Annotated in this window: 15 protein-coding genes; 13 read left to right on the top strand and 2 right to left on the bottom strand. The window is 61.7% G+C overall.

Features of this window, described 5'->3' with window-relative positions:
* Positions 1-9: 9 nt before the first annotated feature.
* Positions 10-729: a GntR family transcriptional regulator gene (locus VGD45_RS30800; RefSeq protein ID WP_331159247.1), complete on the bottom strand. Its 720-nt coding sequence runs from the start codon at positions 727-729 to the stop codon at positions 10-12.
* A 223-nt stretch (positions 730-952) separates the two neighbouring features.
* Between VGD45_RS30800 and VGD45_RS30795 the strand changes: the two genes are divergently transcribed.
* From VGD45_RS30795 to VGD45_RS30735, 13 genes are all read left to right on the top strand, one after another.
* Positions 953-3,691 (top strand): TonB-dependent receptor, encoded by a 2,739-nt coding sequence (locus VGD45_RS30795; protein ID WP_331159246.1) that lies wholly within the window; start codon positions 953-955, stop codon positions 3,689-3,691.
* Between the two features lie 51 nt (positions 3,692-3,742).
* Positions 3,743-4,885, top strand: coding sequence for a mandelate racemase/muconate lactonizing enzyme family protein (locus VGD45_RS30790; protein ID WP_331159245.1), 1,143 nt, complete (start codon positions 3,743-3,745; stop codon positions 4,883-4,885).
* 39 nt (positions 4,886-4,924) lie between these two features.
* Positions 4,925-6,229, top strand: coding sequence for an MFS transporter (locus VGD45_RS30785; protein WP_331159244.1), 1,305 nt, complete (start codon positions 4,925-4,927; stop codon positions 6,227-6,229).
* A gap of 26 nt (positions 6,230-6,255) precedes the next feature.
* Positions 6,256-6,981 carry an SDR family oxidoreductase gene (locus tag VGD45_RS30780; RefSeq protein ID WP_331159243.1) on the top strand — a complete coding sequence of 242 codons (726 nt, stop codon included), beginning with the start codon at positions 6,256-6,258 and terminating at the stop codon, positions 6,979-6,981.
* A 2-nt stretch (positions 6,982-6,983) separates the two neighbouring features.
* Positions 6,984-7,343 carry an L-rhamnose mutarotase gene (locus VGD45_RS30775; protein WP_331159242.1) on the top strand — a complete coding sequence of 120 codons (360 nt, stop codon included), beginning with the start codon at positions 6,984-6,986 and terminating at the stop codon, positions 7,341-7,343.
* Between the two features lie 36 nt (positions 7,344-7,379).
* On the top strand, positions 7,380-8,228 hold the full coding sequence (locus tag VGD45_RS30770) for a fumarylacetoacetate hydrolase family protein (RefSeq protein ID WP_331159241.1): 849 nt from the start codon (positions 7,380-7,382) through the stop codon (positions 8,226-8,228).
* An 81-nt stretch (positions 8,229-8,309) separates the two neighbouring features.
* Positions 8,310-9,179 carry an amidohydrolase family protein gene (locus tag VGD45_RS30765; RefSeq protein WP_331159240.1) on the top strand — a complete coding sequence of 290 codons (870 nt, stop codon included), beginning with the start codon at positions 8,310-8,312 and terminating at the stop codon, positions 9,177-9,179.
* The gene (locus VGD45_RS30760) at positions 9,172-10,368 is read left to right on the top strand and encodes an aldose 1-epimerase family protein (protein WP_331159239.1); all 1,197 of its coding nucleotides are present in this window, start codon (positions 9,172-9,174) and stop codon (positions 10,366-10,368) included. The genes VGD45_RS30765 and VGD45_RS30760 overlap by 8 nt, the downstream gene beginning before the upstream one ends.
* Complete coding sequence (locus tag VGD45_RS30755) at positions 10,365-11,117, top strand: SDR family NAD(P)-dependent oxidoreductase (protein WP_331159238.1); 753 nt, start codon at positions 10,365-10,367, stop codon at positions 11,115-11,117. Before VGD45_RS30760 ends, VGD45_RS30755 begins: the two co-directional genes overlap by 4 nt.
* A 10-nt stretch (positions 11,118-11,127) precedes the next feature.
* Positions 11,128-12,318 carry a CaiB/BaiF CoA-transferase family protein gene (locus tag VGD45_RS30750; protein WP_331159237.1) on the top strand — a complete coding sequence of 397 codons (1,191 nt, stop codon included), beginning with the start codon at positions 11,128-11,130 and terminating at the stop codon, positions 12,316-12,318.
* A gap of 12 nt (positions 12,319-12,330) precedes the next feature.
* On the top strand, positions 12,331-13,470 hold the full coding sequence (locus VGD45_RS30745; RefSeq protein WP_331159236.1) for an ABC transporter substrate-binding protein: 1,140 nt from the start codon (positions 12,331-12,333) through the stop codon (positions 13,468-13,470).
* On the top strand, positions 13,467-14,237 hold the full coding sequence (locus tag VGD45_RS30740) for an enoyl-CoA hydratase/isomerase family protein (RefSeq protein ID WP_331159235.1): 771 nt from the start codon (positions 13,467-13,469) through the stop codon (positions 14,235-14,237). The genes VGD45_RS30745 and VGD45_RS30740 overlap by 4 nt, the downstream gene beginning before the upstream one ends.
* Before the next feature lie 72 nt (positions 14,238-14,309).
* Positions 14,310-16,355 carry a right-handed parallel beta-helix repeat-containing protein gene (locus VGD45_RS30735; protein WP_331159234.1) on the top strand — a complete coding sequence of 682 codons (2,046 nt, stop codon included), beginning with the start codon at positions 14,310-14,312 and terminating at the stop codon, positions 16,353-16,355.
* A gap of 135 nt (positions 16,356-16,490) precedes the next feature.
* Here VGD45_RS30735 and VGD45_RS30730 read toward each other — a convergent pair whose 3' ends face one another.
* Positions 16,491-20,264 carry a glycoside hydrolase 43 family protein gene (locus VGD45_RS30730; RefSeq protein WP_331159233.1) on the bottom strand — a complete coding sequence of 1,258 codons (3,774 nt, stop codon included), beginning with the start codon at positions 20,262-20,264 and terminating at the stop codon, positions 16,491-16,493.
* Positions 20,265-20,298 lie beyond the last annotated feature (34 nt).

Genomic DNA, 20,298 nt, shown 5'->3' with positions numbered 1-20,298 from the left:
GGCCGCCGTTCAAACCATCCCGAGAATCCGCTGTAGCGCCGCCTGGAAGTGGCGACCCAGCGCCGCTTCGGCCTGATCGGCATTGCGTCGCTGACAGGCTTCGAGAATCTCCATGTGTTCGCGCAGCGTGCGCAACGCCAGCGGCGCGGTGATGCGCCGATCCAGCTTGATCAGAATCAGATAGTTCTTCAGTCGCCGCGCCGTGGTCTCGATCAGCGGATTGCGCAGGCTGGCGACCATCTCTCCGTGCAGCCGATCTTCCAATGACTGTAGCGGTGCGAGATGTTCGGGCAGCAGTCCTTTGCTGCCGACCTCATCGATCAACGCCTGATGATCCTGGATCAATTGCCCGATCGCTGCGGCGTCGCCAGTTTCCGCGTAGCTGCGTGCCGCCGCGCGCTCGATGATAGAGCGGAATTGATAAGTACTGCGCGCCAGCTCCAGGTCGGGCTTGAGGAACTCGATGCCGGCGCGAGGATGAATGGTCAACACGCCTTCGGCCTCGAGAATGCGCAAGGCATCGCGCAACGGCTGGACCGGCACGCCGAGCATTCGGACCAGATCGCTCTGTGAGAGAAACGCCCCGGTGGGCACTTTGCGCGTGAACAGGCCTTCGAGAATGGCCTGATAGGCCACATCGCTCAGACGACGACCGTCGGAGGTGGCTTCCGCGTCGGGAGAGGTCGGAGCTTGGCGCAGTTCCGCTTGCTGGGTTCGTCGGCTGGACATGGGCTGCATGATATATCAGTGAGCTGAAGCTTTTCGCGTGCGCTGGCGGTCGCGCCCCCGCGTGAAAAATTCCCTGTGCGCTCCGAGGCTTGCAGGCGTTGATGCGCCTTTCGTGATCATCCCACAGCGACCTATTGAAATCTTATAGAACGGTTGTAATATATCAGTCAGTCGATTCTCGATATTAATACGCGACAACCGTATCGCAGTCTGGGGGATGGCAATGACATACGCGCTCAAAAGAAGGTTGGGTCCTTACTTCTCTTATCTATTGCCGGCGGCCTCGCTGGTCCTGGCTCAGGGCGCGTTGGCTCAAGAAGCCGCGCCCGCTCCGGAGCCCGCCGCGCAGAACACGGGCGCTGCCGCCGAAGGTGGTCTCGAAGAGGTGGTCGTCACCGGTCTGCGCAGCAGCTTGCAGCAGGCGGTCGAGATCAAGCGCTCGTCGATCGGCGCGGTCGACGCCATCGCGACCGAAGACCTGGGCAAGTTGCCGGACCAGAACGTCGCCGAGTCTCTGCAACGTATCAACGGTGTGACCATCGAGCGTAACCGCGGCGACGGTCAGTTCATTTCGGTGCGCGGTCTCGGTCCGCAATTCAACGTCGTGACGTTGAACGGCCGCACGCTGGCGACGGAGAACGTCGGCCGCGAGTTCAGCTTCGACGTGCTGCCTTCGGAATTGATCTCGGGCGCGAATGTTTACAAGAGCCCGCAGGCGAATCTGATGGGCGCGAGCATTGGCGCGACGGTGGACATCAAGACCGTCAAGCCGCTCGAAGGCGATCCGTTCATGGCCAGCGGTCAGCTGCGTACGATCTATAACGATCTCGCCGACGACTATGGCCCATCCGCGTCCGGTCTGGTGAGCTTCCGCAACGATGCCGGCGACTTCGGCGTGTCGTTGGTGGGCACTTATCAGAAGCGCGAGCTGCGCGATGACGAGTTCACCATCGGCGCTGGCCACGTGAAGCGCGGCAATGTTGCTCCGACCGATTACTTCTATAACCGCACAGGTCCGAACGTCGCGGACTTCAGCAACGTCGACATGCCGTCGAATCTGTCGCCGTTCTTCGTGCTGAGCGAGCGCGAGCGCACCGCCGCGGATCTCACGATTCAGTACAAGCCGGCTGACGAAGTGACCATGAGCCTGGAAGGTTTTTATTCCAAGCTCGACCAGGTCGATCACAGCACCGGCCTCGCCTATGACTTCAGCGGCGGCACGCTGGTGGAGCAGGTGGTCGAAGGCAACTCGGCCGTGTATCAGCGCATCGAGAACGGCTTCGTCGATCAGATCGTGACGCGCTCGCCGCGTCTCACCGAGACCAAGCTCATCGGCTACAACGTCGAATGGACGCCGGGCGACTTCCGCCTCGCCTTCGACGCCTCGGCCTCCGAAGCGACGCGCGAGGGCAAGGAGGACAATTATTTCTCCACCATCCGCCGCACCGGCATGACGCTGGAGTTCGATCGCCGCAATGGCAGCCAGATCTACGATTACTCGTTCTTCAGCCCGAACTACGCCAACGCCGCGACCGATCTGAACAACATCGGCGCGCACTACGAGAACGACGGCGGCTCGGACTTCAAGGACGAGACGCGTGAGTTCCGTCTGGACGGTTCTTGGGATGCAGGCACCGGCATCGCGCTGTTCGCCGGTATCGGCCGTGCCGAGCGTGAGAAGACCATCGATACGATCAGCATGCCATTCTCTTCGCAGTGTGCGTTCTGCGGCGGCAGCGTGTTCGTGCCCATGCCGTCGAGCCTGTTCCGGCCGACGAACATGAATTTCTTCTCTTCGCACAACGGCAACATCATCCGCGACTGGGTCGACTACGATCCGCGCGCGTTCGTCGAAGTGCTGCGCGCCAATACGCCGACAAACGGCGTAGGCTACGTCGATCCAACATTCGATCCGGCGCAGAGCTCCGTCGTGACCGAAGACGTGAACCTCGCGTACTTCATGGTCGAGTTCAAAGGCGAGGTTGGCACGATGCCATTCTCCGTGAACACCGGCATTCGCTTCGAGAACACCAAGTTCACATCGTCCGGTGCGGCACAAACGGTGGTGAGCGCTGCGCCGAACGGCCTGGGTCAGAACATCATCGTGCTGTCGCCGGTGGTGCCCATCAGCTTCAGCGGCGACTACACCGACATCCTGCCTTCGTTGAACGTCAAGCTGGACGTGACTGACGACCTGGTCGCGCGCTTCTCGGCATCGCGCGTGATGACGCGTCCGACGCTGTCGGATCTGTCGCCTGCGCAGACCATTCTCAGCAACCCGGGTAATGAAACGATCAATCGCGGCAACCCGGACCTCGAGCCGTTCCGCGCCTCGCAGGTCGAAGTCGGCCTGGAGTGGTACTTCGCCGATCTGAGCGTGCTGTCGGGCGCGGCGTTCTATAAGAACATCGACTCGTTCGTCGCCGATGCGACCACGCCGCAGCTGGTGGATCAGGTCGAGTTCCAGATCACGCAGCCGGAGAACGGCGAAGGCGCGACCGTGAAGGGCCTCGAGTTCGGCTATCAGCAGGTGTTCGACAATCTGCCCGCGCCGTTCGATGGCCTGGGCGTGCAGGCGAACTACACGTATGTGGAGAGCGATGCCTCGTACACGAACGCCGTGTCGGGTGCGTCGTTCGGTCTGCAGGGCCTGTCGCGCAATTCTTATAACCTGGTCGCGTTCTACGAAAAGGATCGCATCCAGACGCGTCTCGCTTACACCTTCCGCGAGAACTTCCTGCAGGTGGCGAGCGGTCGCAACGGCGATCCGGAATATTTCGACGACTACGGTCAGCTCGACGCCAGCTTCGGCTTCAAGCTCACGGATAGCGTCACCCTGTCTTTGGAAGGCATCAATCTGGGCGACGAGAAAGAGTTCATCTACTCGACCAGCCCGGATCGCACCAAGGAATACCGCACCACCGGCCGTCGCTATGTGGCGGGCGTGCGCATGACGTTTTGACGAGCCATCGGAAGGGCCTCGGCCGCTTTCGATCATAGATAGGACCTTTTGATGAACATTGTCGACTTCCGTATCACTCGCTTTCAGTTCGCCCGCGATCGCGTCATCGGCGACAGTCAGGTGCGCGCCGACGACGTGCACCTGGCGACGCTGGAGCTGATCGGCGAGCGCGGTGAGACCGGCCTCGGCTTCGTGCAGTCGCTGTTTCATCCGCTGCCGGCCGAAGCCGAGATCGAGCGGGTGTTTCGCGAAGAAGTCTGGCCGAAGCTGCAGGGACGCAAAGTCGAAGCGGTGGCGCACGCGGTGCGCCGGCCGCGCGGCGGCAACATTCGCAAGTTGACGCTGCCGTTCGAGGAAGCGCTTCAGCACGCGGTGTGGGACTTGTTTGCCAAGTCGGTGAAGCTGCCGTTGTGGGAACTGCTCGGCGCGGAACGACGCGATGTTCAGGCGTACGCCAGCGGTCTCGACTTTCACTTGTCCGATGACGAGTTCCAGCAGCTGTTCGCGCAGGCGGATGCGCAAGGCTTCAAAGCGTTCAAGATCAAAGTCGGTCACTCCGAGATCGAGCGCGATCTGCATCGGCTGGCGATTCTCAAGAAGGTGGTGCGTCGTGACGCCTTGATCATGGTGGACGCGAACGAGGCGTGGACGCCGAAGCAGGCGATTCGCAATCTGAGCTTGATGCAGAAGGCCGGTCATGACATCTATTGGGTCGAGGATCCGATCCTGCGCGATGACTTCTCCGGTCTGAAGTTGATCCAGGATCAGTGCGGGCCGACGCTGGTGAATGCCGGCGAATATCTCGACGTGTCCGGCAAGCGCAAGCTGCTTGAGGCGCGAGTCTCCGATCTGCTCAACGTGCATGGCCATGTCACGGACGTAATGCGCATCGGCTGGCTCGCGGCCGACATGGGTGCGCGCATCACCATGGGCAACACGTTCCTCGAGCTCGGCGTGAACATGGCGTTGGCATTGCCGGGCGTGGAGTGGGTGGAGTATTCGTTCCAGAACTTCGAGCATCTGGTCGAGCAACCGTACGAGATTCGTGACGGTCGCATCTGGGGCTCGGAACAGCCGGGCCACGGCCTGGTGCTGAGTGAGTTGGCGCGGCGGACCTGGCGTCGGCCGGAGGTGCTGACCCGCGCCGAGCTGGGACATGTGCCACCTCAACAGCGTTTGCAGCAGGTGGGTTGAGGACTGAACCTTTTGTCGTAACTGCGTAAGATGAGCTCCGTGTTGTCAGGACCCGATGCTTCCGTACCGGCGGACGCCAATGCCGTCACGGCAACGGGCGCGCACGTCAGTGGAGCGCACCGCTGGTTGCTGCTGGGGTCGCTCACCACGGTGTTCTTCGTACTGCTCGCGCTGTATTGCGCGGTGCTGTCGGTGCTGCTGCCGAATCAGATCCAGGCCATCGATCCCGCCAACAAGGCGCGCGATCTCGCCATCGTGTTCGCGATCACCTCGATCTTCAGCACGCTGACGACGCCGATTGCCGGCGCGCTTTCCGATCGCACGCGCAGTCGCTGGGGACGCCGCACGCCGTGGATCGCCATCGGCGCCGTCACCGGCGCCCTGTGTTTGTTCGCGGCCTCACAGATGCGCAATCTGTGGTCGATCACGTTCTTCTGGGTCGGCGCCACCGTTGCGTTGAATTCGATGCAGGCGGCCTTGACCACCATCGTGGCCGATCGCTTTCCCGAGCACGAGCGCGGCACCGTTTCAGGCTTTGTCGGCGCGGGCATGACTGCGGGCGGAACGATCGGCATCGTGGTCGCGGGCTACATGGCCTCGACACTCACGATCGCGTATCTGTTGTTTGCTGTCGCAATCGCGGTCGTCTGCGTTGCGTTCGTGATGCTCAATCCCGAGCCGCGCTTCAACGGCGCAGCGCCGGGGCCGATGCAGCTCGGCGCGTTCTTCAAGAGCTTCTGGATCAGCCCGCGCCAGCACCCGGATTTCGCCTGGGCCTTCTGTGGCCGGTTCGCCATCTACATGGGCTACCAGGGCATCGTCACTTATCTCTTATATATCTTGCAGGACTACATCGGGCTGTCCCTCGACAACGCGAATCGCATGATTGCGACCTTGTCGACGGTCACGTTCATCGCGCTGGTGATCGCGGGATTGGGCTCCGGGTTGTTGTCCGACGCCATCGGCCGTCGCAAGCCGCTGGTTTTTCTTTCCAGCATCGTCATGGGCATCGCGCTCACGGTGCCGCTGATCTTCGATACCGTGCCCGGCATGCTCTGGTACGCGGCGTTGATGGGCATCGGCTACGGCGCGTTCATGAGCGTGGACATGGCGCTGATGACCCAGGTGCTGCCGAAGTCGCTGACCGGCGCGGGCAGCGAGTCCACCGGCAAAGACCTGGGCATTCTCACCAGCGCCGTCAACGTGCCGCAGATCCTGAGCCCGGTGTGGTGCGCCTGGCTGCTGAACCTGTCGGGCAACGACTATCAGTGGCTGTTCGTCTCGGCGATGGTGTTCGTGTTTGCCGGCTCGTTTTTCGTGCTGCCTATCAAATCGGTGCGCTGAGCGCTGCTGACTCCTTGGAGAATTTCATGTCGAGGTTGGCCAACAAAACCGCATTGGTGACCGCTGCCGCGCAGGGCATCGGTCGTGCTACCGCCGAGCTGTTCGCTCGCGAAGGTGCGCGCGTCATTGCCACTGATATCGATGCGGGCAAGCTGTCCGAGCTGCAAGGCTGCGAAACGCGTCGGCTGGACGTGCGCGATGGTGCGGCCATCAATGCGCTGGCGGCCGACCTTGGCGCCGTGGATGTGATCTTCAACTGCGCCGGGTACGTTCACGCCGGCACCATTCTCGAGTGCGATGACAACGCGTGGAACACGTCGGTGGATCTGAATGTGACACCGATGTTTCGCATCATCCGCTCGTTCCTGCCGAAGATGATCGAAGCCGGCGGCGGCTCGATCGTCAATATGTCCTCGATCGCAGGCTTCAAGGCGGTGCCAAATCGGTTCGCCTACTGCGCGACCAAGGCCGCCATCGTCGGCCTCACCAAATCGGTGGCGATGGATTTCATCGGCCGCGGCATTCGTTGTAACGCCATCTGTCCGGGCACGGTCGATACCCCGTCGTTGCATCAGCGCATGGCGGCGACCGGCGACTACGAAGGTGCTCGCAAAGCATTCATCGCTCGCCAGCCCATGGGACGTCTCGGCACGGCGGAAGAAATCGCGCTGCTCGCGTTGTATCTGGCCAGCGACGATTCGAAGTTCGTCACCGGCCAGACGCACACCATCGACGGCGGCTGGACGATGTGACCATGACGCGGCGGATGTGCTTCGCGGTCGATCTTCGGGACGATCCCGAAGCCATCGCCAGTTACAAACGCTGGCACGCGCCCGGCGGCCCGCCGTCCGGGGTGACTCGCTCGCTTCGGGACGCAGGCATCGCCGTGCTGGAGATTTACCTGATCGGTAACCGACTGTTCATGATCATGGACGTCGAGCCGTGGTATTCGGCGGAAGCCAAGGCGAGCGCCGATGCAAACAATGCGGACGTGCAGGCGTGGAGTCAGCTCATGGATACGTTGCAGCAAGCCCTGCCTTTTGCGAAGCCGGGGGTCAACGCCGGCAAATGGCAGCAGATGGAGTGCATCTATACTTTGGCTGCGCAGCCTTGAAGGTCTGCAACCCTCCAACTTCCACCGAGAGAACCCATGAAACTACTTCGCTTCGGCCCGCCGGGACAGGAAAAGCCAGGACTGCTGGACGCCTCTGGAAAGATTCGCGATCTCAGCGGCGTCGTGCCTGACATTGCCGGCGACGCGTTGACGCCCGCCGGGCTCGACAAGCTTGCCTCGATCGATACATCCCAGCTGCCGCTGGTCGCCGACGGCGTGCGCCTCGGCGCATGCGTGGGCCGCATCGGCAAGTTCATCTGCATCGGTCTGAATTTCTCCGATCACGCGGCGGAATCGAATCTGCCGATTCCCGCCGAGCCGGTGGTGTTCGGCAAATGGACCAGCGCGGTGGTCGGGCCGAACGACGCCATCGAGATTCCTCGCGGCTCGCGCAAGACCGATTGGGAAGTGGAGCTCGGCGTGGTCATCGGCAAAGCCGGTCGCTACATCGACGAGGCGAATGCGTTGTCGCACGTCGCCGGTTACTGCGTGATCAACGACGTGTCCGAGCGCGAGTATCAGCTGGAGCGTGGTGGCACGTGGGACAAGGGCAAAGGCTGCGACACGTTCGGTCCGACGGGTCCGTGGTTGGTCACCAAAGATGAAGTGCCGGACCCGCATGCACTGCGCATGTGGCTCGAAGTCGATGGCAAGCGCTATCAGGACGGCAGCAGCGCGAACATGATTTTCCGTATTCCGTTTCTCATCAGCTATCTGAGCGGCATGATGAGCCTGCAGCCCGGCGATGTGATTTCGACCGGCACCCCCGCGGGCGTGGGCCTGGGGCAGAAGCCGCCTGTTTATTTGCGTCCTGGCAATGTCGTGCGTCTTGGCATCGACAAGCTCGGCGAGCAGCGCCAGACCGTCAAGGAGTACGGCGCCTGATGCGCATCGATTCGCACCTTCATCAGGAGTACGGCGCTTGATGCGGATCGATTCGCACCTCCATAAGTGGTACGGCGCTTGATGCGCATCGATTCGCACATCCATTTTTGGCGCTTCGATCCCCAGGAATATGGGTGGATGAGCGCCGACATGCAGGTGCTCAAGCGCGATCGCCTGCCTGATGATGTGCGCCCGCTGCTGAGTGCAGCGGGTATCGACAGCTGCGTGGCGGTTCAAGCGCGCATGAGCGAGCAGGAAACGGATTTCCTGCTGGACCTCGCCGCGAAGTATCCCTGGATCGCGGCCGTCATTGGCTGGGTCGATCTGTGTGACGAGCAGCTCTCGCAGCGGCTCGAGCGTTGGGCAGGCAGCGACAAGCTCATCGGCTTTCGGCACGTCCTGCAAAACGATCCCAAGGCCGGCACTTTGGTGGACAGCGCCGCGTTTCGGCGCGGCGTTGCTCTGATTCAAAGCCGTTCGATGATCTATGAGTTGCTGGTGTCGGCCGATCAGCTGCCGACGGTGACCGAGTTCAGCCGCAAAAGCGATGCGCACTGGCTGGTGCTCGATCATCTGGGCAAGCCGGACATTCGGAATCGCCAGATCGCGTCATGGCGTCGCGATCTCGCGCCGATCGCGGCGTTGCCTCACGTCGTTTGCAAGCTCTCCGGCCTCGTCACAGAAGCCAATGATGCCAGCGGCAAGTTCGACGCGAATCATCTGCGCGACTACCTCGATGTCGCATTGGAGATGTTCGGTGCGGACCGGTTGATGTTTGGTTCCGACTGGCCGGTGTGTCTGCTCGTCGCTTCCTATGCCGAAACGGCGGACATCGTCGAGCGTTGGTCCGCCCAGCTGTCCGCGTCGGATCGCGAATGGATATGGGGCAACACCGCCGCTCGGATTTATGGCCTCGAGACTCGGGCCGTAGCGAGGAACAGCCATGGCTAAGCTCTACGGCCAATTGAATTCACGGCGCGACGTGTCCGCTCACGCCGGCATGCTCTCGCAGTTCGCCGGCGTACGTCTGATGGAACTGTCGGACGGCGTCGAACGCGGCATTCGCATGCTGGAGTTTCGAACCGGCACTGGTTTGCGCTTCACGGTGCTCGTGGATCGCGCGCTCGATATCGCGGAGTGCGAACACAAGGGACGAGCCATTGGCTGGCATTCGCCGACAGGTTTTCGTCACCCCGGTCTGCACGAATATGAAGGCGAGGGTGGCTTGTCTTGGCTGCGCTCCTTCTCCGGCTTGGTCGTGACGTGCGGTCTCGATCACATCCTGTTCATGGATGACGACGATGCGAGTCAGTACGTGTATGGACCACGCAAATCGGTTCAGTCATCGCTGCACGGTCGCATCGGAACCATTCCAGCTCGGCTCACGGGCTATGGCGAGCGTTGGGAGGGCGATGAGTGCACGCTGTGGTGTGAGGGCGTCGTGCAACAGTCCGCTGTGTTCGGCGAAGACTTGCACTTGATCCGCCGCATTGAAGCCAAGGTCGGCTCCGACGAGATTCGCATGGTCGATCGAGTCGTGAATCACGGCTTCTATCGCACGCCGCACATGTACTGCTATCACATCAATGTCGGCCATCCGGTGCTTGCCGAGGGTTCGCGCTATCTCGCGCCCATTCGCGACGTCGTCTGGGCTGCGCATGCAGCCGAGAAATATCGCATCCAGGGCGTCGGCTATCGGGAATTGCCCAAGCCGCAGCTGGGATTTCACGAGCAGGTGTGGCAGCACGAAATGGGCGCTGATACGGGTGGCATAGTTCCCGTGGCGCTGGTGAACGACGCCATCGGTTTCGGATTCCTGGTGGAGACGCGCAAGGATCAGTTCCCTTGCCAGTATGAATGGCAGAACCTGCAGTCCGGGCAGTATGCGCTGGGCATCGAGCCTTCGACCCACCACGTGTTCGGCAAACAGTTCGCGCGCCAGCGCGAAGAAATGATCTGGCTGGAGCATGGCGATGAGCGTCGCTATGACACGGTGTTCAAGGTGCTCGATGGCGCATCCGACATCGCCGCGGTGGAAAAGCGGATTCGCGCCATCGCCGAGCAGCCGAAGGACGATTTCCCGCAGCCCTCTGGAAACTTCCCGCGCATTCGCGGCCGCTCGAAGGAGAAGGTCGCGTGAGCATCGCGGGCAAGACCATTCTTTATACCGGCGCGGCCGGCGGGCTTGGATTGGCGACGACGGTGGCCTTTCTCGAAAGAGGCGCTCGCGTGGTCGCGGTGGACAACAATCCAGAGAAGATCGCCGCGCTCGAAGCTGCGGTGCCGCCTTCATCACGCTCGCGCCTGAAAGTGTTGCAGTCGAATCTCGATGACCTCGCGCGCTTCCGCGCCGACATCGAAGCGATGGCTAAGAGCGTTGGCGGTTACGATGTTGTGATCAACAACGCGGCCATTTATCCCGCCAAGCCGTTCGAGCAGTTCACCGTCGAAGAGCACCAGGCTGTGCAACGTGTGAACGTCGACGCCGGCATCGTCGCAGTCCAGGTCGCACTTCCGGGCATGCGCGCCAAGCAATGGGGTCGGATCGTCAATGTCAGCAGTGTGACGTTCTATGGCGGATGGGCATTGCTTTCTCCCTACGTCGCATCCAAGGCGGCGCTCGTCGGTTTGACTCGCGCGTGGGCGCGTGAGTTTGGCGAGCACGGCATCACTGTGAATGCCATCGCGCCGGGAGCGTTCCCGACCGACGCCGAAAAGATCCATCCGGACCCGGAAGGCTACACGCGTTTCGTGCTGGAGCGTCAGGCAGTCAAACGCCGCGGTACGCCGCTGGACATCGCGAATGCATTGGCTTTCCTCGCCTCCGACGAGGCGGGCTTCATCACCGGCCAGACGCTCAATGTCGATGGCGGCTGGGTGATGCATTAAGGAACTTCAGATGAGTGTGTTGAAAGGTTATCGGGTGCTGGATTGTTCGATCGCCATGGCGGGGCCGTTCGCGGCGCAACGCCTGGGCGATCTCGGGGCCGACGTCATCAAGGTCGAGCCGGTCGCGGGCGAGTGGCAGCGGTTTCGCGCCGCCGGCGGCGCGACGGGCAATCGCATCAATGTTTCGTTTCTTTCGTTGAATCGTAACAAGCGCTCGCTCGCGGTGGACTTGAAAGCCGCCGAGGGTAAGCAGGTGCTGCTCGAGTTGGTGAAGACGGCGGACGTGTTCATCCAGAACTATCGCCCCGGCGTCGCCAAACGCCTCGGTGTGGACTACGAGACGCTGAGCAAGATCAACCCGCGTCTCGTCTACGTATCGATTTCTGGCTACGGCGAGACCGGACCCTACGTCGATCGGCCGGGACAGGATCTGCTGCTGCAAGGCATGTCCGGCGCGATGTTGTCCGCTGGTCGCGCGGGCGAGCCGCCAACACCGGCGGGGCAGTATCTTGCCGATGCTGTCACGGCTTACACCGCGTTCGAGGGAGCGCTGGCTGCTCTGCTACATCGCGAGCGCACCGGAGAAGGTCAGCTCGTGCAGGTGAATATGCTCGATGCGATCGTCGCCATTCAGATGCAGGAACTGTCTGTGTTCACCGTGGGCAAGAAGCCCCAGGTGCGTTCGGCCGAGCCGCATGCTCACAGTTACATTCGCGCGCCCTATGGTGTGTTTCCGACGGCAGATGGTTACATCGTGATGGCTTTCGCCAATCTGCGGAAGCTCGGCGAGTTGATCGGCGAGCCCAGCTTTGCCGAGATGGTCGACGAAGAGAAAGACAGCTGGACGTATCGCGACCAGATCTTTGCTCGTACTCGCGAGCGCCTCCACACCAGGAAATCTCAGGAATGGATCGAGCTGTTCCTGAAGAACGACATCTGGGCGGGACCGGTGTACGGATACGAGGACGTGGTGAAGGACCCGCAGATCGCGCACAACGGCACATTCGTCGAGTACGACCATCCCAGCGAAGGCCGCGTGAAGGTGCCGGGTTTCCCGATTCGTTTCAGCAAGACGCCTTCGACCATCCATCGTGGCGCTCCTCAAACGGGCGAGCACACGCGAGCCGTGTTGCAGGAGGCCGGCCTTTCGCCGGAGAAGATCGACAGCCTCATCGGCAGCGGCGTGGTGAAGCAGGACTGACGCGAGCTCGTGATGCAGTATCTTGGACTGACTTGGGATCATCCTCGCGGGTACAACGCGCTCGCTGCCGCCGCGGCTCGGCTCGATCCAAGCCGCGACGGGTTTGCGCTGTCGTGGCAAAAGCAGCCGCTGGAAGGATTCGAAGCACATCCCATTGCGGATCTGTGCGCTCGTTACGACCTGGTCGTGCTGGATCATCCGCATGTCGGCGAGGCAGTGGCGGCGGGATGTTTGCAGCCGTTGGAGTGGCTGTTCAGTGCCGACGAGATTGCGGCGTTGGAGCGCGACACCATCGGGCCGTGTTTGAGCAGCTATCGATATGACGGCCAGCACTGGGCGCTGCCCTTGGACGCGGCTACGCAAGTCATGGCCTATCGAGCGGACCTCATCGAGGGTGCAGCGCCGTCCACTTGGGACGAGGTAATTGCGTTGTCGAAGCGCTTGCCTGTGGCGTTGTCCCTCGCTGGCCCGCACGCTGCGTTGACGTTCCAGTCGATTGCGACGGCGTTTGGCGAGCCGCCTGCACATGGCGATCCTCAGGTGTTTGTATCGCACGACACTGGCGCGGCCGTGCTCGACGTGATGGCTCGCATTGCCAGTCGCAGCCCGTCGATCGTGTGGACGCTGAATCCGATTGGGATGCTGGGGCACATGGCGCGATCGCGTACCGTGGCGTTGTGCCCGCTGATCTACGGATACGTGAACTATGCGCGGCCGGCTCATTCAGAGGTGGCGGCGATTTCGTTCGCCAACGCGCCGAGGCAGACGGTTGGTGGGCGACCAGGATCGACGCTCGGTGGAACGGGCATCGGGATTTCTACCCGCTGCAAGCCCTCGCCCGAGTTGTTGAATCACTTGCGCTGGTTGATGTCCGAGGGCGCGCAGAGTTGTTTCATCCCGTCGCACGAGGGTCAGCCGAGCCGGCGTTCGTCGTGGCACAACGGCGCGGTCAACGAGCAGTGGAACGGCTTCTATCAGCAGACGGCCGAGACGCTCGAGAAGGCTTACGTCCGGCCTAGATTCAACGGCGCGATTGCTTTTCAGACGCGCTGCTCACAATTGATTCGCGATGGTTTGGCCGAAGGCCGGCCGCACCGTGCCGTGTTGGATGACATCCAGCATGCGTTCTCGCGAGCTGGAGCTCATTCATGACCGACAAAGTGCTGTTCGACGTGCAGGGTCACGTCGCCACCATCACCTTGAATCGCCCCGAGAAGCTCAACGCCGCGACGCCGGAGATGTCCAAGGCCATTGTAGCCGCGGCCGAGGAATGTAATCGCAACGACCAGATCCGCTGCGTGATCGTGACGGGCGCGGGCCCGAAATCCTTTTGCGCGGGATCCGATATCGCCGAGTTGGATACGTACGCCACGCCGTGGGATTTTCGCAATCGCGCCGACTACTGCGACGCCATTCATCGGCTGTTGAAGCCGAGTATCGCGGCGGTGAACGGTTACGCCTTTGGCGGTGGGCTGGAAACAGCGCTTTCCTGCGATATCCGCATCGCCTCCCGGAATGCGCGCTTCGCGGCGCCGGAGATCAAATTGGGTTGGATTGGCGGCGGCGGGATGGCGGCGTTTCTTTCCAAGAGCATCGGCTTATCTAACACCGCGCTCATGCTGATGACCGGCGATCCGATCGATGCGGAGAAGGCGTTGGCTTGGGGCTTGATCAGCGAGCTGGTCGAGCAGGAAGAGCTGATGCCGCGCGCGCGAGCCATCGCCGAAACCATCGCCAGCCGCGCGCCCGTTGCCGCCGAAACCGCCAAGCTGAACCTGCGCGCCGCCTGTTCGATGCCGCTCGAAAAAGCGATGGAATATGAGCGCGACCTGCAAACCATTTGTTTCGCCACCGCCGACGCCGCCGAAGGCCGCGCGGCGTTCAAAGAGAAACGCGCGCCGGTGTTTCAGCGGCGGTGAGCGCATCGCCGCTTCAACAGTTTGCCGCTCCAGCCTCGACGCTGCGGGTGGCGCCGAAGTACGGGGGATTTGATGACATCAACTTTGAGTCGGGGCATCGCATGCGCGGTACTTCTGTGGCCTGCCATCGGTTCTAGCGCCTTCATACCGGAGAACGAACGCGATGTCGAAACTGTCACCTTCAATGTCTCCCCGCAGGGCGACGACGCGGGTGATGGCTCGGCGAGTCGTCCGTTCAAGACGCTGACGCGCGCACAGCAGGCAGTGCGTTCGGTCAACTCGAACGCCAATGTGGTCGTTGTTCTCGCCGATGGCATCTACCGCCTCGCTGAACCTTTGCATTTCACTGCCGCCGACGGCGGGCAGGACGGCAACAACGTGACCTGGCAGGCGGCGGCGAACGCATCGCCGGTCGTGGCGGGCTCCGTGCCTGTCACGGGATGGAAGGTATCGGATGCCACGAAACAGATTTACGTTGCCGAGGTGCCAGCCGGCACGGATACGCGGCAGCTGTGGGTCGACAATCGGCTCGCCAAACCCGCATCCATCGAGATTCCTCGCTCGGTACTCGAGTTCGACGCTGAGGGAATGACGATCAATGATCCGCAGTACGACTATCTAGCGAAGCTTCCCGCGCAACACCGCATCGAAGTGCAGGCGACGGGCTACTTCACCAATCGGCTGTCACCGGTGAAGAGCATCTCTGGCCGCAAGCTGCTCATGCAGCAGCCCGCGTGGGACAACAACACGTGGGGCTATGACACGCTCAATGCGCCCGTCGGCTCGGAATCGGCGCATTTGCTTCTGAATAATTCGCTGGCGTTTCTGACTCAGCCGAATCAGTTCTATGTCGATCCGGACGCGGGCAAGCTCTATTACCGTCCGGCCGAGGGTGTGAAGCCGGAGCAGATGAGCGCCGAACTGCCGCGCCTGCCTTATCTCGTCTCGATCGGCGGCACGTATGAGCGTCCCATTCGCGACCTCACGTTCAAAGGCATTCGATTTTCTTACAGCAGTTGGATGGGGCCATCTTCGCCTGAAGGCTATGCCGATCAGCAAAGCGGCGCATATCTCACCGGGGTGACGCCGGGTCGCCCGAAGGACGCATACAAGAGCTGCGTCTGGGGCTGTCGCGTGTTCGAGACGCGGCGTAACGACTGGTTGCAGATCCCGGCGGCCGTGCAGGTCTCGGCGGCCGAGCGCATCGTGTTCGATCAAGTCGTGTTCGCGCACCTCGGCCAGATTGGTCTGGGAATAGGCAACAATGACAACGCTCATGCCACGGGCGTCGGTCTCGGTGCTCGTGGCGTCGAAGTGAAGCGCAGTGTGTTCAACGATCTGGCGGGTGGCGCGATTCTGGCGGGCGGGATCAGCCGCGACGCGCATCATCCTTCGACTCCGCGCATGGCGAATCGGAACATTGTGATCACCAACAACCGGATCAAGACGGTGAGTCAGGTGTACATGGACAACAGCGCCATCCTGAGCACGTATGTCGACAGCGCGCTGATCCTGCACAACGACATTTCGGACGCGCCGTATGACGGCATCGACATCGGTTGGGGCTGGGGCATCAACGATGTCGGCGGCAACGCGGTGTACCGGGTCGCCGAGCGCGGGCACTACGACCACGCGGAGAACCTCACTTACGACACGCCCACGATGCACCGTCGCGTGGTTGTGGCCTACAACCGGATCTACGATATCAAGACGCTATTCCACGATGGGGGCGCGATCTACAACTTGTCCGCCAGCCCGGACACGTTCATCTCGGAGAACTACATCTACGGAATCCCAGATCGGATCGCGCTCTATCTGGACGAAGGGTCGCGTTACATCACCATGCGTAACAACGTGGTCGACGGCGCGGGCACCTGGTTGAACATCAACACGGTGGGTAGCTATCAACCCTTGCGCACATCGACGGACAACAAGGCCGTCGGCAATTGGCACACCGAAGGCAAGGTCGGCGGGCTGTGGGATGCCTATAACAACAATCTCATGGAGGGAAATCAGGTGGTGAAGGGCAACCGCTGGCCCAGCGAAGCCAAGCGTGTCATGGAAAACGCCGGGATCCAAAAAGAAGCTGGCGTCGTTGCGTACAGAAACGCTCGCTAAGCCGCAAGGTTCGCTCGCGCCGGCCGAAACGTTTCCGCGGAAACGTGCTGTACTCAGCCGTGCATTTCCGAGCAGGAAGGACGGTCTGCTTGGGCGAGATCTCCGTGTTTCTGCGGAAACGCGGAGCTCGCTTCATTATGGCAATGGTCGCAATCCTTCGGCGCGCACTTTCCAGCCTTCCTTTGGAAAGCCCGGCAAGTGCGCGAGCTCGCCATCCCAGCCTGCGGCCATCAGGCCGATGGCGAGCAGCAGGCCGCCGTTGGAGGGGAAGTAGGTCTCGGCGAGGCGGCGATACCCGGCATCGGCATTTCCATTTGTGGCGTTGGATGGCACGAGATCCGCGGCGTGCTCATTCAGATGCACGCGCGGCGTCATCCCGCTGACGCCGAACTGAAAATTCCTCGACGCGTGCAGCAAGTAATCGACGGCCTTATCCGGCTCGTGCAGTCGCGCCGCGGTCATCGCGAGCAGAGGAAAATCCCAACCCCACGTCTGGCGCATATCCCAGTGCGATTCCACGGCGCGTAACGTTCGGCGCATGGTCTCGCGATCGACGCCCGCACCCGGCAGCAGCCCGAGCGCGCCGACGAACGACGGATGATCACGATTCCAGCATTGCTCAGCCGTCTTCCCATTCGAGCACACCGGACTGCGCGCCTGTTCCCACTGCTGCGGAAACGATTCGACCGCGAGATACAAACCCTCTCTTTGCGGCAGCGGCGAGAGCTTTTGTAACACCCGATCCCACTCCGTCTTACGCGGCATCTTCAACCGCTCGCGCCACGCCTGCGCCGTCGCAAGGCCGAAGCGAAAATACTCGAGCTCGAACGTGGGATTGAACGTGCTCAGCGGCGGAAACACTTCCTGCGCCGGGATGAGTGGCGGCCCCAGCACGTACCTGTCGCCCTTCTCATCGTAATGAGCGAAGGATGCGAGCAGCTCAGCCGTCTCGAACACCAGCTCTCGATACTGCGCCAGCGTGACAGGATTCGGTCGGTCGCGATAAATCAGCTCGGCCAGAAAAATGGGATGCGGCTGTTGCCACATTAGAAACGGCGTAATCGTACTCGGACTCTCCCGACCGTCGGGCCCGACCATCTTCGGCCACCACGCACCCGTCACTCCATGTGAAGCGGCACGTGCCTTGGCCTGCGGGAGATGCTGCTGATACCAAGGCATGCTGCGTTCGAGTAACTCCGTCCGACCCCACAACGCGAAGTGCGCCGCGTGCCACGGATGCATTTCCAGATGGAACTTGCCGTTCCAGCTATTGGAGAACAAGCCTTCTTCCTGCGGCGGCAACGTCCCCGCGGCGTTGAGCGCCATCAGATATTGGGAGAGCACGACCCGGCGCTCAAGCTCCTTCGCGCGCGGATCAGTGCTGCCTGAGAAGTCTATGACGCCGCCATTGTTCCAATGCGAGTCCCACTGAGTAGCAACGGCCGTGCGCGTAGTGGCCGCTAATGGAAGCGCCTGCGGATGCCGCTCCGGCGAAAACAGCACACTGAACGTGAAGGCGCCATCACCGTCTTTCGGCAGAACACGAATCGTGTGAGGCGCGATGGAATCGAACGTCACATCCTCGTCGCTGGCAGCTTCGACGAAATAGCGAGTGTCATCGAGCCGTCGTTCGAGAGACAGCTGCCGCGTGGACCTTGCGAGCACCTGCGTGACGTGCCGCTCCGGGTGCTGCCAGTCCGCCGGATTGGGATTGAGCTGCGCGGCAACGCCAGGGAATTTGAGATCGATGCCGAGCCGCGAGCCCTCAATCGTCGGCGCATCGATTCGAACCAGAAGAAGATCGAGTCGCGGATGCACGCTGGTCTCAACTTTGATCGGCTGACCTTCGAATTCGAAGCGGCTCCGCAGCGTGCCGCCCCACAAGTCCAGCGTCTGCCGGGTCTGTTTCAGGTCCGCAAACTTCGCTGGCTTCCCATCGCGAGACAAAAGATGCAGCGACAACCGTCCGAGCGAAAAGCGATGCGGATTCTCCCGCAGCCATTGGATCTCGGGCCGCTTCGCCTCCGACCAATCCTTCAACCAGGGATACTGTTGCGGCTGACCTCGCACATCCACGGCCACGAGGCTGTCCTCGTACTTGAATCCCTTGGGATTGGGAAAGCTGTGCCACGCCCACTGCGCTTGAGTCAGCAGGGGTGACAGTGGGGAGTACTGCTCCTGAAACGTCTGCAGACCGGTGATGTCCGCGGTGAACGCGATGTTGCCGTTGCCGACCATCAGCGGCGATGACGGATCGATCCGAGTCAGCGTCGGATTGTGCCGCTTCACCAGCGCTTGCCGGTCGATGCTGGTGTCTTCGACGTGCACCCAATCGAAGTCGGCGATGCCGCCACTATTCGATGTGTAGGTGAACAGGGCAGGGCGTGCCCCCTTCCACCAGCTAAACATCAGCTTCGCCCGCGACCCGAAAGGTTTAAAGGTTTTGCCTTCGTCCACGCTATACGAATAGCGCGCGAACTCGTCGTCGACATTGACCCGAAGTAGCAGTGACTCACCAGCGATGACATCGCCAGGCGTATCGGCGCCCGCGTAAGAGAAAGTGAGTCGCCGCTGACCGGACTGTTGCGTCAATCCGATCCAACTGGGCCGCTTGCCGAACATCGCAAGCCCCGCCTTCTGACCGTCGCGCATCTCCTTCACCACGATGCGCGTCGTGATCTGCGACGACCGTCCATGCAGAACCTGGGTCAGCGTATTTTTCGCGCTGACGAAATTCGGCGCCGGCAGCGCCTTCAAACGCAGAAATCCGCGCCGCTCGCTCAAGCTCCAGTGAGTGTTGGCGGGATTGTGATTCCACTCCCACTGCACGCCCAAGCTCGATCGGTCGAACTCATCCGATGTTTGTATCGAGACCGGATCGAACTTCCCACCCAGATCGGGCACTGGATGCGACAACACAGGCTGACCGTGCGGCGCGCCAGGCAACAACTCGCCCATCACCGGCCAGCCATCCTCCCAACGCACCGGCTGCATGTGAACGATGCGGCCGTATGCGCCGGTGCTGTTGAAGTGCAAGAACCAGCCCTGGCCCGACGGCGTTTCCACATAGCCGCCTTGATGAGGCGCCTGCACGTGCGTCGTGCCTTTGGAAAGCACGGTGCGAAAATCATAAGGCCCGTAGATGTTCCGGGAGCGCATGACAGCTTGCGGGCCTTCGCCAACACCGCCATACGGCGCGAAGATGTAATAGTAGCCATCGCGCTTGAGCAGCTTCGGTCCTTCGAGAATCGGCAGCCGCTGCCTGTCCTCGACGATCACCTTTCCGGCGTCGAGCACTTTGGTTCCATCCGCCGTCATCTTGCGCAGTATCAACGGACCGGCGCCGACGCGCGAATGAATCAGATAGGCGTTCCCGTCGTCGTCCCACAACGGGCAGGGATCTTCCAGGTTGGGTTCATCGATGACCTTGACCGGCGCGCTCCACGGGCCCTCGGCGCGAGCTGCGCTGGCCATGAACACGCCTTCGGTCGGCGTGGCGAAGTACACATAGAAGCGGCCATTGTGAAAGCGGATCGAAGGCGCCCACACGCCCGCCGCGTAGCGGTGGCCCATCTTGGTATTGAAAGGAACGCGCTCGGTGGTGTCGTCGAATTCCACCGGGCCGGGCAGGTCATAGCTGAGATGAAAGTCGAGCCGCGACAGCACGTGGCCGATCAGCGTCCAGTGCACCAGGTCCCTGGACTTCAGCACCGGCAGGCCCGGCGAAAAATGAAATGTCGACGCCACCATGTAATAGCGGTCGTCGACGCGAATGACATCCGGATCGGAATAATCCGAATGCAAAACCGGATTGCGGTAAATGGGCGGCGGATCGGCGGCGCTCGCGGTAGTGACAAACGCCGTGGCCAGCGCCAGCGCGCCGGCGAGAGCAAACGCAATCGGCTTCATGTGGAACCATCCCTGTGGCGGCGTGACAGCATGG

Origin of the sequence: Steroidobacter sp. (assembly GCF_036402275.1) — a bacterium.
GTDB lineage: Bacteria > Pseudomonadota > Gammaproteobacteria > Steroidobacterales > Steroidobacteraceae > Steroidobacter.
The sequence above is the reverse complement of the archived record's forward strand: the minus strand, read 5'-3'. Positions and strand labels throughout refer to the sequence as shown.